This window comes from Dokdonella fugitiva, assembly GCF_004342425.1.
In the GTDB taxonomy this organism is placed as follows: domain Bacteria; phylum Pseudomonadota; class Gammaproteobacteria; order Xanthomonadales; family Rhodanobacteraceae; genus Dokdonella_A; species Dokdonella_A fugitiva.
The window spans coordinates 25,450-41,116 of the sequence record NZ_SLWQ01000008.1 but is presented as its reverse complement, the minus strand read 5'-3'; the positions used below and the strand labels follow the sequence as shown (position 1 = coordinate 41,116).

Genomic DNA, 15,667 nt, shown 5'->3' with positions numbered 1-15,667 from the left:
AAACCCATCACGCGAAATCCACGCCCACGGGCATGGCTCGCATGGCCCGCACGGCGCGCGGGGCCGTGCGCAGCCCGTTCAGGGACACGGCGATGGATCGAAGCCGTCGTCGAAGATGTGATCGGCGCCCGCCTGCAGTTCGAACGCGCCGATGTCGGGCGCGGCGCCCGCGTTGCGCACGAAGGGGATGCCGCGCTGGTCGACGTCGAGGTCGAGCGGATTGGCGCCGGCGTCGACCGCGGGGCTGCAGGCGAGCAGTGCATGCGTCGCCGTGGCGCCACCGTTGTCGGCGAGTGGCGACAGCAGCGGGTCGATGCCGAGCGTGTCCACCGGCAAGATCACGTCGGCGCCGGCCTGCATCACGATGTCGTGGTCGCCGAGGAGCGTGGCATCGCCCGGATCGAAGACGACCTTCGCTACGTCCGCCGCCATCGGAGCGACGTTGTTTGCGAACAGCGAACTCGACGCGATCGCCCCGTGCACGGCGTTGATCGCGATGCCGCCGCCGGACGTCGTCGCGGAATTGAACGCGATCGTGGCGTTGTACACGATCGCGCTGCCCGTGATCGAAACGAGGCCGCCACCGAAGCCGATGCCTCCGCCCGTGGAGCCTCCGACGGCGGAGTTTCCCGACACCGTCGAATCGACCAGCGAGATCGTGGTGTCGACGTTGCCGGGCGCGTAGGTGGCCAAGCCGCCGCCAGCGGCATTGCCGGAGGAGGCAGCATCGAGTGCGACGACGTTGTCGCGTACCGTGCTGCCCCGGCTGTAGATCGACCCGAATGCATTGGCGCCGCCACCATTGATGGAGCAGCTCTCGCAGTTGGACGTCGCGGTGTTTCCGCTCACCGTGCTGTGATGGAACACGAGCGAACGATCGAAGTCGTCGTCGCCGTAGTAGCCGAGATTGATGCCACCGCCGTACGCCCACGAGGTCCCGGAGTGGACGGTATTGCCCGTGATCATGCTGTAGCGCACGCTGGCGGAGGTGCCGGCCTGCAGGCCCCCGCCATAAGCGACGCGGGTCGTCGACGTCGCATGGTTGTCGGCAACGGTCGTCGCGAGATCGAGCATGGCCGTGTTGGAAACGTACGCACCGCCGCCGCCGACGAAGCCGCCCTGCGAGGTCGCCTGGTTGCCGCTGATCCGGCTTCCCGACATCGCGCTGAGATCGCCGCCGACGTAAGCGCCGCCGCCGATGGCGCCCGCGGTACCGGTGGCGGTGTTGCCGCTGATCGTGCTATGGACCATCGTCAGGTTGCCGATGACGTCCACGCCGCCGCCATACGCGTATGCGTTCGAGCCGTCGCCGGCCGTGCAGCCGGTGATCGTGCTCGCGTCCATGAGCAGGTTGCCGCTCGTGAAGAGGCAGCCGCCATATCCGCTCGCGTCCATGCCGTTGCGGATCGTGAGGCCCGTGAGGCAGAGGCCGATGCCTTGGTGATGGAGCACCTGCGACGCGCCATTGCCGTCGATGGCCAGCAGCGTTTCACCGGGACCGTCCAGTTCGAGCGCGGACGCGGACGTGGCCAGCACGCCGGTCTCGAGAGTGATCGTGCCGCAGGTCAGCGTCGTCAGATCGATCGTGTCGCCGGCGGCAGCCAGTCCGATGGCTTCGCGCAGGCTGCCGGGGCCGGCATCGTCGCACGTGGTGACCGCCAGCGTCGCGCCGCCCCGCGGCAGCCGGCTCGTGCCGATCGCGAGCTGCGCGCGTGTACGGTTGTGGCTGCCGATCCGTGACGAATGAGCCGGCGGGATCGCGGCACGATCGAAGGCGGGTTGCACGCGCGCACGCTCACCATCGCCACCGAGCGCGAGGCCCGCGCAGGCGGTGCCGAGTACGGCGAGGACGCAGCGGGCGAGCGGGTTCAGCGCCGTGTCAGGGCGCACGATCGGGCGATGCTGCATGACGTGGCTCCGGCGGCGGCGGTGGCGCGCCGCAAACCTAGCAGCGCGTCGTGCGGCGCGCAAATGTGGAGTTGCGCGGCCGTGCGGTATCATCGGACATGGCACGCAAGACCGCCTCCGGCCGCTCCCTCTTCGAAGACAGCGCGGGCCTGCGCCCGCTCGCTGAACGCATGCGCCCGCGCTCGCTCGACGAGGTCGTCGGCCAGCCGCGGCTGCTCGCGCCGAACACGCCGCTGCGGCGGGCAATCGAGTCCGGCCATGTCCACTCGATGATCCTGTGGGGGCCGCCCGGTTGCGGCAAGACCACGCTCGCGTTGCTGCTCGCCAAGTACGCCGACGCCGAGTTCCGCGCGATATCGGCGGTGATGTCCGGCCTGCCGGACGTGCGCGCCGCGCTTGCCGAAGCCGAGGCGCGCTACGCGCAGGGCATCCGCACCGTGTTGTTCGTCGACGAGGTACACCGCTTCAACAAGGTGCAGCAGGATGCGTTCCTGCCGTACATCGAGCGTGGCGTGATCGTGTTCGTCGGCGCGACCACCGAAAACCCGTCGTTCGAGCTCAATTCCGCGCTGCTCTCGCGCTGCCGCGTGCACGTGCTCGACGCGGTGCCGGCCGAGGCGATCGTCGCCGCGCTCGAGCGTGCGCTCGCCGACGCCGAACGCGGGCTCGGCGCGACCGCGCTGCGCGTAGACGAGGATGCGCTCGAGGCGATGGCGCGTGCGGCCGATGGCGACGTGCGCCGCGCGCTCACCTTCCTCGAGATCGCGGCCGAACTCGCCCACGACGGCGTCGTCGACGCGGCGACGCTCGAGCAGGTGCTCGCCGACCGCACGCGCCGCTTCGACAAGGGCGGCGAGCAGTTCTACGACCAGATCTCGGCGCTGCACAAGTCGGTGCGTTCGTCCGATCCCGACGCCGCGCTGTACTGGCTCGCGCGCATGCTCGACGGCGGCGTCGACCGCGCCTACCTCGCGCGGCGCATGACGCGCATGGCGGTCGAGGACATCGGCCTCGCCGATCCGCGCGCGTGGCGGATGGCGCTCGACGCCTGGGAAACCTACGATCGCCTCGGCAGCCCCGAAGGCGAACTCGGCCTCGCCGAACTCGCGCTCTACCTCGCGGTCGCGCCGAAGAGCAATGCGGCGTATGCCGCGTTCAACGACGTACGTGGCGTCGTGCGCGAGACGGGAACACTCGAGGTGCCGATGCACCTGCGCAATGCGCCGACCAAGCTCATGAAAGGCCTCGGCTACGGCGCCGGCTACCAGTACGACCACGCCGTCGAAGGCGGCGTCGCGCTCGACCAGCAATGCCTGCCGGATGCGCTCGCCGGCAGCACGTTCTACGAACCGACCGAGCGCGGCCTCGAAGGCAAGTTCCGCGACAAGCTCGATGCATTGCGCGCGGCGCGACGCAAGGCGCGCGGCGGAGCGTAGCGCGACGCCATCCTCGAAAGCCGGCAGGAGCGCACCTGTGCGCGACCGCGGCGTCAGCTTGATCCACGCCTGCGATTTCGTGTGGGCTTGGGAATGGCTGTCCGTCGCGATTGGGTGAGAGCGCCGGCTGAAGGCCCTCCCGCCGGAAGCAGGCGCTTCATCGTGGGAGCAAGCGTCTTCGCCCGCCCACGCACCACAAGATCCGTCCGCGCTGAGCGCAGCCCGCGAAGCGGCCGGAGTCGAAGCGCCCGCCGTCGAGGCAACGACCCCTCGATTCCGGCTTGCGGCCTGCGCCCGGGACGAACGGATGAACTCCCATCGCACGCGCAGTGGAACTGCAGAAGCCCACCTGTGGGCGACCGTTCGCGGCGATGCACCGAGGCGCGACGGTCACGCACAGGGTGCTCCTACAGGGGATATGCACCGCGTTCGCGTGGGAGCGGTTTCCGCCGCGATGCCCTGCGGCCCTCAGCCCTCACTCCCGACACTCGCATCGATGAGCCGCTCCGCCACCGCCGCGAGCGATCGCGCCGGACCGCCCTTGCCGAACAGCTGTCCGCTCGCGAACGCGCCTTCGAGCAGCAGCAGCAGGCCGTCGCCGAGCGTCTGTGGGTCGAACGCGCCCATCTGCCTGGCCATCGCGACGAGGCGCTCGCGCAGCGCGCGCTTGTGTGCCTCGGCGACCTTGCGCGCAGGATGGCCGGGCTCGGGGTATTCGACCGCGGCATTGGTCAGGCCGCAGCCGCGATAGCCGGTCTTCGTCGCTCGCTGAGCGAGGCTCGTGAAATAGGCGAGCAACTGCGCGCGCGGGTCGCCCGGGTGCATGGCCGCATCGGCGTCGAAGCGTTCCCAGAACGCCGCTTCGTAGTCTTCGAGATAGGCGGCAGCGAGCTCGTCCTTGGAGGCGAAGCTGCGATACAGGCTCGGCTTGGTCACGCCGGCGCGGCTGACGATCTCGTCGACGCCGATCGCGCGGATGCCCTCGCGATAGAACAGTTCGCGCGCACTCTCGCGGATGCGGTCGGCCGCGCGCGACGGCGCGGCGGCGGGCTTCGGGCGGGCGGGGCTGGATCGGGACGGGCGATTCTTCATGGCGGCGGTTGACGTGGTGACGTACCGGTAAGTAACATTCGAGTCCTCTCGGACGTACCGGTCAGTAACACCCATGATAGCTGTCGCGCGCCGGCTTGGCCAGAACTACGCATTCGTCGCCACCGCGGTGGTGTTCCTGTCGCTGCTCGTCGCCGCCGGCCTGCGCGCCACGCCCGGTGTACTGATCGTGCCGCTCGAGCGCGCATTCGGCTGGAGCCGCGACGTGATTTCGCTGTCGGCGGCGATCGGCATCTTCCTCTACGGGCTCACCGGCCCGTTCGCGGCCGCGCTGATGCAGCGCCTCGGCATCCGCACCGTGCTCGTCGCGGCGCTTGCCCTGATGGCGGTGTCGAGCGCGGCGAGCGCGTTCATGACCTCGCCGCTGCACCTGGTGCTGACCTGGGGCGTGTTCACCGGCATCGGCACCGGTTGCGTCGCGGTCGTGCTCGGCGCCGCGGTGGTCAACCGCTGGTTCGTCGAACGACGCGGGCTCATGATGGGCCTGCTGACCGCGAGCGCGGCGACCGGGACGCTCGTGTTCCTGCCGCTGCTCGCCGCGCTCGCGCAGCACGAGGGCTGGCGCACCGTCGTCGTGACCGTCGCGCTCGCCTGCGCACTGCTGGTGCCGCTCGCGCTGTGGCTGCTGCCCGAACATCCTGCCGACGTCGGCCTGCGGCCGTATGGCGCGCCCGCAGACGCGCCGGTCGCGCGCGCGCCAGCGCCTTCGGGCAGCCTGTTGCAGGCGACCTTCGGCACGCTCGCGCGCGCGTCGCGCGATCGCAACTTCTGGTTCCTGTCCGGCACGTTCTTCATCTGCGGCTTCACCACCAACGGCCTCGTCGGCACGCACTTCATCGCGATGTGCAGCGACCGTGGCCTTGGCGAAGTTCAGGCGGCCGGCCTGCTCGCCGCGATGGGCGCATTCGACCTCGTCGGCACGACCTTGTCGGGCTGGCTCACCGACCGCTACGACGCGCGCAAGCTGCTGTTCGCGTATTACGGCCTGCGCGGGCTGTCGCTCGTGTTCCTGCCGTTCTCGGATTTCTCGTTCTACAGCCTCGGCGTGTTCACGGTGTTCTACGGCCTCGACTGGATCGCGACCGTGCCGCCGACCCTGCGCCTCGCCAACGAGGCATTCGGCGAGCGCGATGCGCCGGTCGTGTTCGGCTGGATCGTCGCCGGCCACCAGCTCGGTGCCGCCTGCGCGGCGTTCTTCGCCGGCGCGATGCGCACGATCCAGGGCGACTACTTCTACGCATTCATCGTCGCCGGCGCGACCGGCGTGGTCGCGGCGGTCCTCGCGCTGCAGGTGCGCGCGCGCCGCGGCGGCGCCGGGCTCGCGACGGCCTGACGCGTTCGACGCGCTTCCATTTCCGAGCGCGCATTACGTAATAATCGCGGCGTCCCCGGGGGAGGAGCCGCGAGCATGGCCGTGCAGGAACCGAAGCAATGATCCGCGGCATCCGCTCGTTGCCGCGCACGGTCTGGCTGGTCAGCCTCATCAGCCTCGTCAACGATGCGGCGAGCGACATGATCTATCCGCTCGTGCCGCTCTACCTCGCCTCCGTGCTGATGGCCGGGCCGAAGGCGCTCGGCCTCATCGAAGGCATTGCGGAGGCCGTGTCGAGCGTGCTCAAGCTGTTTGCCGGCGCGCTCGCCGACCGCAGCGGCAAGGTGCGCGCCTGGGTCATCGCGGGCTATGGCATCGCGGGTTTCGCGCGCCCGCTGATCGGCGTAGTGACGAGCTGGCCCGGCCTGCTCGCCTGCCGCTTCGCCGATCGCGTCGGCAAGGGCCTGCGCTCTGCGCCGCGCGACGCGCTGATCAGCCTCAGCGTCGAGGCGCACCAGCGCGGACTCGCGTTCGGCTTCCATCGCGCGATGGACAACGTCGGCGCGGTGGTCGGTCCGCTCGCGGCGGCCGCGCTGCTCGCGGCGGACGTCGGCCTGCGCAACGTGTTCCTGCTCGCGGTGATACCGGCCGTCGTCGTGCTCGTGCTCGCGTTCGCCGTGCCCGAGCCGGAACGCCCGGCCGCGTCGCCGAAGGAACCGCTGCGCTGGAAGCTGGCCGACCTGCCGGCGCCGTTCCGTCGTTATCTCGTCGCGCTCGCGCTGTTCACGCTCGGCAACTCGTCGAACATGTTCCTGCTGCTGCGCGCGAACGAACTCGGCGCGAGCGCCACGCGCACGACCCTGATGTGGGCGCTGTATTCGCTCGTCGCGGCGCTGCTGTCGACGCCGCTGTCGGCGCTGTCGGACCGCTGGGGCAGGGCGCGCGTGCTCACCGTCGCCTGGCTCGCGTATGCGATCGCCTATCTCGCGATCGGCCTGCTGCCGGTCGCGGACTGGGCGCTGTGGGTCGCGTTCGCCGGCTACGGCGCGGTCACTGCGGCGCTCGAAGGCACCGAAAAGGCGCTCGTCGCCGACCTCGTGCCGCGCGCGCGCATCGGCAGCGCCTACGGCTGGTACAACCTCGTCGCCGGCCTGCTGCTGCTGCCGGCGTCACTGCTGTTCGGCGAGATCTGGTCCGGCGTGTCGCCGTTCGCCGCGTTCGCGTTCGGCGCGGCCTGCGCGTTCGCGGGCGTCGTGGTGCTGCGCGCGTGGGTCGGGCCGACCGGGCGAGCCGCGGATTGAAGGGCTTTCCCTTATAATTCGCGGCTTTCCCCACGTCCCGGAACGCCCATGCTCGACCCCGCCCTGCTGCGCGGCCACCTCGCCGATACCGCCCGGCGCCTCGCCACGCGCGGCTACACGCTCGATACCGCCGCGTTCGAGGCGATCGAGGCCGAACGCAAGCGCGTGCAGACCGAGACGCAGGAGCTGCAGAACCTGCGCAACACGCGTTCCAAGGCGATCGGCCAGGCGAAGGCGAAGGGCGAGGACACGACGGCCCTGATGGCCGAGGTCGTCGGCATCGGCGATCGGCTCAAGGCGAACGAGCAGGCGCTCGCCGAGGTGCAGGAGCGCCTCGCCGCGCTTTCGCTCGGCATCCCGAACCTGCCACACGAATCGGTGCCCGAGGGCAGCGACGAGTCGGCCAATGCCGAGCAGCACCGCTGGGGCACGCCGCGCGCGTTCGACTTCGCGGTGAAGGACCATGTCGAACTCGGCGCGCACAAGGGCTGGCTCGACGGCGATGCGGGCGCGAAGCTCTCCGGCGCGCGCTTCACCGTGTTGCGTGGCGAACTCGCGCGCCTGCACCGCGCGCTCGCGCAGTTCATGCTCGACCTGCACACGCAGGAGCACGGCTATCTCGAATGCAACGTGCCGCTGATCGTCAATGCGGACGCGATGCACGGCACCGGCCAGTTGCCGAAATTCGAGGAAGACCTGTTCGCGACCGAGGTCGGCGAAACCAGGCGTTACCTGATTCCGACCGCCGAGGTTTCGCTGACCAACATCGTTCGCGACGAGATCGTCGAGGCCGACGCGCTGCCGCTGCGCATGGCCGCGCATTCGCTGTGCTTCCGCGCCGAAGCCGGCTCGCACGGGCGCGACACGCGCGGCATGATCCGCCAGCACCAGTTCGAGAAGGTCGAGCTGGTCAGCATCGCGAAGCCGTCGGAGAGCTTCGACGAACACGAGCGCATGACGCGCTGCGCCGAAGTCGTGCTCGAGCGGCTCGGCCTGCCGTACCGGCGCATGCTGCTGTGCACGGGCGACATGGGCTTCACCGCGACCAAGACCTATGACCTCGAAGTCTGGCTGCCGTCGCAGGCCACCTATCGCGAGATTTCCTCGTGCTCGAACTGCGTCGACTTCCAGGCGCGCCGCATGCAGGCGCGCTGGCGCAATCCGGACACCGGCAAGCCCGAGCTCGTGCACACGCTCAACGGCTCGGGCGTCGCGGTCGGCCGCGCGCTGATCGCGGTGATGGAGAACTACCAGAATGCCGACGGTTCGATCACCGTGCCCGAGGCGCTGCGCCGCTACATGGGCGGCACCGAACGCATCGCGTGATCCCGACACGGGTCCGCGGCGGCGCAGGGCGACGCCGCGGACCACGGTTGCCCGTACTCAATGCCCGGGCAGCTTGATCACCTTGAGCTTCTGGCGGATCAGCGGGTCGGGATCCGGCAGTGGCGGCACCGGGATCTGCCGTTCGCGCAGCAGCTCGCGGTAGCGATCGGGCAACACGTAGAAGCGCCGGGCCGCATCGACCCACGCGGTCGCGATGCCGACGTTGTTGCTGCCGTACTTGATCCACATGTAGCCGCGCTCGCTGCCGTAGCCGCCGGTCTCGCCCCAGTTCGTGCCCCACGAATTGCGGATCAGCCATGCGCCCTTCCGGTCGTCCCAGCCGACGATCACGATGCCATGGTTGATCCACGAATAGGCCTGGTTCGACGAGAAGATGCCGCCCGTGTAGGCCTGGAACTGCGCGTCGGCCATCACCGCGGTCGCGAGCGGGCCGTGCTCGCACAGCGCCTGCTTGATCGCGGAGGGCGATGGCGCCTTGGTCCAGTCGGCGGTATTGACGAAGCCCCAGGCAGTAGCCCGATAGGGCGTCGCAATGTTCGCCGGACACGCCTGCGCGTCGTTGCCGGTGAACGGATCGGCCGTTTCCGACGCGGTGCCGTGCGTGACGAGGAAGTCGTACACCGGTCCCCACCAGCCGCCGCTGCACGAACCGGCATTGGCGCAGTTCAGCACGTACTGTTCGGACGTGTCGACGAGCGCGTTGTTGCGGATCGCGTAGCTCGCCTCGTACGAACCCATCGCGGTGAAGTCCCAGCACGTGCCGCAGATCTGCGCCTTCACCGGCGTGACCTTGCCGACCTTGCGCCAGTCCCAGCTGCCTGCGTTCGCGTTGCAGGCGAGGCGGAATTTCAGTCGATCGAGGAGGTGCGGGTTGAGGCGCGCCACTTCCTCGAAGCGCTCATGGTCGATGCGCGCGAGTTCCGCGCCCGCTTGCGCGATCTTCAAGGCATCCGGCGGCAGCTCGCGCGGGATCTTCGTCGCGGCGAGCATCTCCAGCGGCACGTCGAGCGCGCTGGTGTAGCCGACCTTGTAGGCGAGGTGCTCGCGCCGGATGAGTTCGTTCGACGCGGCGAGCTGCTCCCGTACCGCGGCCGGTGCGCGGCGCAGGTCGGGCTTCTTCGCGAGCGTCGCGCGCATCTCCTCGCGCGATGGCGGATCCTGGGCGAATGCGCTGCCCGCGGCGAGAATCGCGATCGCGGTGGCGATGACCTGGACGACGTGGCGATGCATGGTCTCCTCCTTGTTGACGCGTCGGTAGTCGCACGGCCTCCCGGCCTATGGCTGCTCCGCCCCGTGCGGGCGTTGGTCGTCGTCGCCTGCCGCGTGGATGCGCAGCGTGACGTGCCAGCGCCTCGCAGGCGCTTCGTCCGGCATCCACGAGCGGCGATAGTCGAATTCCAGTTCGGCCGTGCCGCCTGCGAGCGGCGTCACGTCGAACACCTGGCGTTCCTCGCCGCCGGGCCGGTCGGCACCCTGCAACGGGCGTTCGCTCAGCGCGACCCGCGGCGCGGGCCGCGCGATCCAGCGGTAGCCCGTGCCGAGCTGCGCGTGCAGCGTGATCGAGACGCGCTCGCCGATGCGGACGTCGAACGTGCGATTCGCATCCTTTTCGGAGAGTTCGCGCAGCGGCGCCATGGCGAGGCAGGCGGCCAGCAGCGACGCCCAGGGAATGACGTGATCGATCATCGGCGATGCCGTCCACTCCTCCCACGACGCGCGTGAGTGTGCCACCGCGATGCATGGCGGGCAGCCGCGTGTCCGGGCTTCGATGCTGAGCCGCGCTGCGCACGCGCCGCGCCTGCGATGCGCGCGGGCGTGCGCACGTACGATTGCAGCCGGCCTGAGGGAATGTGTTCAGCGCGGCTGGCCGAGCAGCGCGGATCCTGGCCCCATTCTTCCGGTGCCGAAACCGTAGCCCGCAGTGCAACCGCGACGAACCTGCGCGAGCTGCCTATGCGTCGGCGGCGCAGGCCGCGGCGCGTGACAGCAGCATGGCGCGTTCGCGTTCGTTCCGCGTGAGTGACGCGGCGCGTTCGAACTCGCCGCGTGCCTCGGCGTGGCGGCCGAGCTTGGCGAGGAAGTCGCCGCGCACGCTCGGCAGGAGATGGTAGTTCTGCAGCAAGGACTCGCCGGCGAGCGCATCGACGATCGCGAGGCCTTCGGCGGGGCCGCTGGCCATCGCGACCGCGACGGCGCGATTGAGTTCGACGACCGGCGACGGCGTGACGCCGGCGAGCACGGCGTACAGCGAGGCGATGCGCGCCCAGTCGGTTTCATCGGCGACGCGCGCACGCGCATGGCAGGCCGCGATCGCGGCCTGCAGCGCGTACGGGCCGAGTGCTCCGCCGAGCTTGTCCGCGCGCGCCAGCGCAGCAAGGCCGCGCTGGATCGCGAGGCGGTCCCACAGCGTGCGGTTCTGTTCGAGCAGAAGGATCGGCTCGCCGTTCGGGCCGATGCGCGCGCGTGACCGCGAGGCCTGGATTTCCATCAATGCGACGAGGCCGTGCACTTCGGCCTGCTCCGGCATCAGTCCCTGCAGCACGCGACCGAGGCGCAATGCGTCCTCGCACAGCGCCGGTCGCATCCAGTCGTCGCCGGCGGTCGCCGAATAGCCTTCGTTGAACACGAGGTAGATCACCTCGAGCACGGCGGCCAGGCGTTCGGCGAGCTCGGGTCCGCGCGGTACTTCGAACGGCACGTCCGCCGCCGCGAGCGTCTTCTTCGCGCGCACGATGCGCTGCGCGATCGTCGCTTCCGGCACGAGGAACGCGCGCGCGATCTCGTCGGTGGCGAGGCCACCGAGCACGCGCAGGGTGAGCGCTACGCGCGCTTCCCTGGACAGCACGGGATGGCAGGACGTGAACACGAGGCGCAGCAGGTCGTCGCCGATGTCGTCATCGAGCGCATCGGCGATATCGGCGTGGCCTTCCTCCTGTTCGGCGACGAGATCGTGCCCGAGCTGTTCGTGCTTGCGCTGCTGCAGCTGCTGGCGGCGCATCTGGTCGATCGCGCGGCGTTTCGCGGTCGCCATGAGCCAGGCCGCGGGATTGTCGGGCATGCCGGCGTCGGGCCAGTTTTCCAGCGCGGCGACGAGCGCGTCCTGCGCGAGTTCCTCGGCGAGGCCGATGTCGCGCACCATGCGCGTGAGGCTCGCGATGAGCTTGGGCGACTCGATGCGCCAGATCGCATCGACCGCGCGGTGGATGGAATCGGTCGGCATGGCCGCCGATCACACCATCTCCGAGCGAGCCGCACAAGCGCCACGGTTGCGCGACCGCGCATCGATCGGCGCCGCACGGCGATCGCCGTTGCGCGACGAGCGAATGGCCGGCTCATCGCAGCGGCCGCGGGGGGCCGGCGTTCATGTCCGCGCGCCGCCCGCGTCGGCATCGGGGGCGAAATCCTCTGCCTCGAACAGCGGGCGGATCTCGATCTCCGACTCGCCCTGCTCGAACGGGTTGGGGCAACGCCGCACCCATTCGATCGCCTCGTCGAGCGAACGCACCTGCCACAACCAGAAGCCGGCGACGAGCTCCTTCGCTTCGGCGAACGGGCCGTCCACGACGGTGCGCGCCTTGCCGGAAAAGCGCACGCGCGCGCCGGCCGAGCTCGGCCTGAGGCCGTCGGCAGCGAGCAGGATGCCGGCCTTGGCCAGTTCCTCGTTGAAGCGGCCCATCGCCGCCAGCAGCGCCGCGCTCGGCGGGTCGCCGCGCTCGGATGCTTCGGTCGCCCGTACCATGACCATGACGCGCATCATCGCCTCCTCGTTCGCCGGCCCTTCAGCGGCTTTCATCGTGGACGACGAACCGGAGGGCGGCTAATCGACATGCCGGCGCCGCGGCCCGCGTGCATCGAGGCGCACAAGCGCCGCCTCCGCCGCTGCGCGACTGATCCGGCCTGCACTGCCTGGCGGCCTCGAGCGCAAGAGCACATGGATCCCGCCTTCGCGGGAACGACGGTAGCCTGTTGAAGCCCTCGGCCCTCGGCCCTCAGTCCCCGGCCCTCGCGCCACACCAGCACCGCACCACGCGCAGGTCCCCGTCGAGCTCGACGAGATCGGCACGCAGCCCTGCCGCAATGCGGCCGCGCTCGGCGGCGATGCCGAGGAATTCGGCGGGCCAGGTCGAGGCCATGCGCAGCGCGTCCTCGAGCGGCACGCCGAGTGTCGCGACGGTATTGCGGACGGCGCTCGCCATGTCGAGCGCCGAGCCGGCGAGCACGCCATCGGGTGTCTCGCAGCGGCCGTCGCGGCAGCGGATCGCCACGCCGGCGAGTTCGTAGGTATCCGTGTCGGCACCGACCGGCGGCATCGCGTCGGTCACGAGCAGGAGCTTGCCGCGCGGTTTCGCCGCGAGCGCGACCCGCAGCGATGCCGGATGCACGTGATGGCCGTCGACGATGAGGCCGCACCAGCTCGCGCGATCCTCGAGCGCGGCGCCGACGACGCCGGGCGCGCGCCCCTGCAGCGGCGACATCGCGTTGTAGAGATGGGTGAAGCCACGCGCGCCCGCATCGAGCGCGGCGCGCGCCTGCGCATAGTCCGCCTCGGTATGGCCGATGCAGACGATCACGCCGCGCGCGGCGAGTTCGCGCACGCGCGCGGGCGGCACCTGGTCGGGCGCGAGCGTGAGCACGGTAACTCCGTGGCGCAGCGAGCAGACGAGTTCGAGTTCGGCGTCGTCGAGCGCGCGGAACTTCGCCGCGTCGTGTGCGCCGCGCCGCGCGGGCGCGATGTACGGGCCTTCGAGGTGGATGCCGAGCACGCCGGGCACGCCCGCATCGATTGCTGCGTCGACCGCGGCGATCGCCGCGCGCATCGTCGCCGCGTCGTCGCTGATCAGGGTCGGCAGGAAGCCGGTCGTGCCGTAGCGCCTGTGCGCGGCGCCGATGCGGCGGAGCGTCTGCAACGTCGGCGCGTCGTTGAATAGCACGCCGCCCCCGCCGTTGACCTGCACGTCGATGAAGCCGGGGACGAGCCAATGGCCGCCGAGGTCGATGGGGTCTGCTGCCGCGCGCAGGCCGCGCGCCGGTTCGAGCGCGAGGATGCGATCGTCCTCGACGACGACCGCGAGATCGTCGCGGAAGCCGTCGTCGACGAGCACGCGGCCATTGACGAATGCGGTCGCCATCAGCGCGTCTCGGTGACCTTGCGCAGGTGCGGCGGCGCGTCGGGATCGCGGCCACGGCGCAGCGCGAGCGCATTGATCGCGCCGTAGCAGCGGTGCACCGCGAGCAGCGGTGCGCAGGCGGGATCCCCGGTCGCGGCGAACGGCAGCTCGCCGCCGTCGGGCGCGGCGACCCACACGCGTGCGTCGCGTTCGCGGAAACGCCCGGCGACGGCCATCGTGCCTTCGTAGCTGTCGTCGTGCTGGGCGAAGAAGAGCACCGGGAAGCCGCGCTCGACGAGGGTCATCGGCCCGTGCTGCACTTCGGCGGCGCTGAACGCTTCCGCGTGCAGGCCGCAGGTCTCCTTGAACTTGAGCGCGACTTCCTGCGCGGCGGACAGGCCGAAGCCGCGACCGACGACGAACAGGTTGCGTGCCTCGGCGAGACCGTCGACGAGCGCGGACCAGTCGTTGTGCCAGCCGGCTTCGAGTGCGTCCGGCACCTGCGCGAGTGCATCGCGCAGGCGCGTGTCGCCGGTCCATTCGGCGACGAGGTGGAGCAGGGCGGACAGCGAGCAGAGGTAACTCTTGGTCGCCGCGACGCTGAGTTCCGGGCCCGCATGCAGCGGCACGACGACGTCGGCGGCGGCGGCGAGCGGTGACTCGACGACATTGACCATCGCGACCACGCGTGCGCCCGCCTCGCGCGCCGCGCTCGCCTGGGCGACGAGGTCGGGGCTCTTGCCCGACTGCGAGATCGCGAGGAACAGCGCGCCATCGAGTGCGGTGCGCGCCGCGTAGACCGACTGCACCGAAGGCGCGGCCGAGGTCGTCGCCACGCCGAGGCGCGTTTCGACCAGATACTTCGCGAACGTCGCCGCGTTGTCGGAACTGCCGCGCGCGCCGGTCGCGACGAGCGACGGGCGCTCGCGCCGCAGCCGCGCCGCGAGTTCACCGATCACGCCGCGGTTCGCCTCGAGCTGGCGCGCGATCGCCGCCGCTGATTCGCGTACCTCGCGATACATGCGGGTCGATTCGGCGGCGGCAGTGGTATCGGGCATGGTGTCCTCGGGCACGGCGCTCATGGCGCGGTCGTGCGCACGCGTGCGGTCGAGTCGCGGATCACGAGCTGCGGGCTGAAGCCGCGGTTGAGATGGATGACGCCGCTGCCGGCAGGCTTGAGTTCGGCGATGAGGCGCAGCGCTGCATGGCGCGCGATGTCCTCGGTCGCCTGCTTGGCGGTGGTCAGCGCCGGCCACGACTGCCGCGAGAACGGGCTGTCCTCGAAGCCGGCGATCGACAGTTCGTACGGCACGTCGATGCCGTTCGCCTTCGCCGCGGCGAGCACGCCCGCGGCGATCTCGTCGTTGGAACCGAAGATCGCGGTCGGTGGTTCGCGCAGCGCGAACAGCCGCCGCGCGCCGCGGAAGCCGTCGTCGAACGAGTAGTCGCCGGGGATCACCAGCTTCTTGTCGAGCGGGATGCCGTAGTCCTTGAGCGCCGACTCGTAGCCCTTGAAGCGCTCCGGGCTCGAGCGATGCTCGGCACCGCCCCAGAGGAAGCCGATGCGCTGGTGGCCGAGCTGGATCAGGTGTTCGGTGATGTCGTAGGCCGCGTCGCGGTCGTCGACGTAGACGCAGGGATAGCCGTCGGCCGGGTCTTCGGCGGCGGAGATGATGCGCACGAAGCGGATGCCGTGCTCGGCGAGGTAGCGGATGAGTTCCATGCGCTCGGACATCGGCGGCGCGAGCACGAGGCCGGCGAGGCGCGCGTGGCCGACCAGCTCGCGCAGCTCGTCGGCGAGGTCGGGCGCGTTGGAGTCGCATGGATGGATCTGCAGGCCGAAATCCTGGTCGCGGCAGGCGGCGAGCACGCCGTTCTGCACGCTGATCACGTAGTAGGGGTTCGGGTTGTCGTAGACGAGGCCGAGCGCGTGCGAGGTCGCGCCGCGCAGGTTGCGCGCGGCCTGGTCCGGCGCGTAGTCGAGTTCGTCGATCGCGCGCTGCACGCGCTCGCGCGTGTCGTCGCGCACCGACGCCTCGCCGTTGATCACGCGCGATACCGTCTTCAGCGACACGCCGGCATGGCGCGCCACGTCCCTGATCGTCGGTCGACTCATCGCTGTCCGCTCCGTTGGGCGAAGCGGCA

General features: G+C 70.4%; 13 protein-coding genes. 4 read left to right on the top strand and 9 right to left on the bottom strand.

The features are described from left to right. Nucleotides 1–78: 78 nt before the first annotated feature. Nucleotides 79–1,908 carry a choice-of-anchor Q domain-containing protein gene (locus EV148_RS14030; RefSeq protein WP_131999329.1) on the bottom strand — a complete coding sequence of 610 codons (1,830 nt, stop codon included), beginning with the start codon at nucleotides 1,906–1,908 and terminating at the stop codon, nucleotides 79–81. Nucleotides 1,909–2,006: 98 nt separating this feature from the next. On the opposite strand from EV148_RS14030, the gene EV148_RS14025 reads away from it, so the two are divergent. Then, complete coding sequence (locus tag EV148_RS14025) at nucleotides 2,007–3,344, top strand: replication-associated recombination protein A (protein WP_131999327.1); 1,338 nt, start codon at nucleotides 2,007–2,009, stop codon at nucleotides 3,342–3,344. Between the two features lie 468 nt (nucleotides 3,345–3,812). Here the strand turns inward: EV148_RS14025 and EV148_RS14020 are convergent, their stop codons facing one another. Then, nucleotides 3,813–4,436 (bottom strand): TetR/AcrR family transcriptional regulator, encoded by a 624-nt coding sequence (locus tag EV148_RS14020; protein ID WP_131999325.1) that lies wholly within the window; start codon nucleotides 4,434–4,436, stop codon nucleotides 3,813–3,815. Nucleotides 4,437–4,509: 73 nt separating this feature from the next. Between EV148_RS14020 and EV148_RS14015 the strand changes: the two genes are divergently transcribed. From EV148_RS14015 to serS, 3 genes are all read left to right on the top strand, one after another. Beyond that, entirely contained in the window at nucleotides 4,510–5,787 is a 1,278-nt protein-coding gene (locus EV148_RS14015; RefSeq protein WP_131999323.1) for an MFS transporter, read from the top strand. Nucleotides 5,788–5,885: 98 nt separating this feature from the next. Beyond that, nucleotides 5,886–7,067, top strand: a complete 1,182-nt coding sequence (locus EV148_RS14010) for an MFS transporter (RefSeq protein WP_131999321.1) — start codon at nucleotides 5,886–5,888, stop codon at nucleotides 7,065–7,067. 48 nt (nucleotides 7,068–7,115) lie between these two features. Then, on the top strand, nucleotides 7,116–8,393 hold the full coding sequence (gene serS / locus EV148_RS14005; protein WP_131999319.1) for a serine--tRNA ligase: 1,278 nt from the start codon (nucleotides 7,116–7,118) through the stop codon (nucleotides 8,391–8,393). 57 nt (nucleotides 8,394–8,450) lie between these two features. Here serS and EV148_RS14000 read toward each other — a convergent pair whose 3' ends face one another. The 7 genes from EV148_RS14000 to EV148_RS13970 all read right to left on the bottom strand — a co-directional run bounded on the left by EV148_RS14000 (nucleotide 8,451) and on the right by EV148_RS13970 (nucleotide 15,638). Continuing rightward, complete coding sequence (locus tag EV148_RS14000) at nucleotides 8,451–9,644, bottom strand: C1 family peptidase (RefSeq protein ID WP_131999317.1); 1,194 nt, start codon at nucleotides 9,642–9,644, stop codon at nucleotides 8,451–8,453. A gap of 45 nt (nucleotides 9,645–9,689) precedes the next feature. After that, nucleotides 9,690–10,100 carry a protease inhibitor I42 family protein gene (locus EV148_RS13995; protein ID WP_131999315.1) on the bottom strand — a complete coding sequence of 137 codons (411 nt, stop codon included), beginning with the start codon at nucleotides 10,098–10,100 and terminating at the stop codon, nucleotides 9,690–9,692. 265 nt (nucleotides 10,101–10,365) lie between these two features. Next, nucleotides 10,366–11,634 (bottom strand): RNA polymerase sigma factor, encoded by a 1,269-nt coding sequence (locus EV148_RS13990; protein WP_131999313.1) that lies wholly within the window; start codon nucleotides 11,632–11,634, stop codon nucleotides 10,366–10,368. Nucleotides 11,635–11,775: 141 nt separating this feature from the next. Beyond that, nucleotides 11,776–12,168, bottom strand: coding sequence for a YciI family protein (locus tag EV148_RS13985; RefSeq protein WP_131999613.1), 393 nt, complete (start codon nucleotides 12,166–12,168; stop codon nucleotides 11,776–11,778). Between the two features lie 235 nt (nucleotides 12,169–12,403). Then, entirely contained in the window at nucleotides 12,404–13,543 is a 1,140-nt protein-coding gene (nagA, locus tag EV148_RS13980) for an N-acetylglucosamine-6-phosphate deacetylase (RefSeq protein ID WP_131999311.1), read from the bottom strand. Then, nucleotides 13,543–14,604 (bottom strand): SIS domain-containing protein, encoded by a 1,062-nt coding sequence (locus EV148_RS13975; RefSeq protein WP_241988103.1) that lies wholly within the window; start codon nucleotides 14,602–14,604, stop codon nucleotides 13,543–13,545. Before EV148_RS13975 ends, nagA begins: the two co-directional genes overlap by 1 nt. After that, the gene (locus EV148_RS13970; protein WP_131999309.1) at nucleotides 14,601–15,638 is read right to left on the bottom strand and encodes a LacI family DNA-binding transcriptional regulator; all 1,038 of its coding nucleotides are present in this window, start codon (nucleotides 15,636–15,638) and stop codon (nucleotides 14,601–14,603) included. The genes EV148_RS13975 and EV148_RS13970 overlap by 4 nt, the downstream gene beginning before the upstream one ends. Between the last annotated feature and the right edge of the window lie 29 nt (nucleotides 15,639–15,667).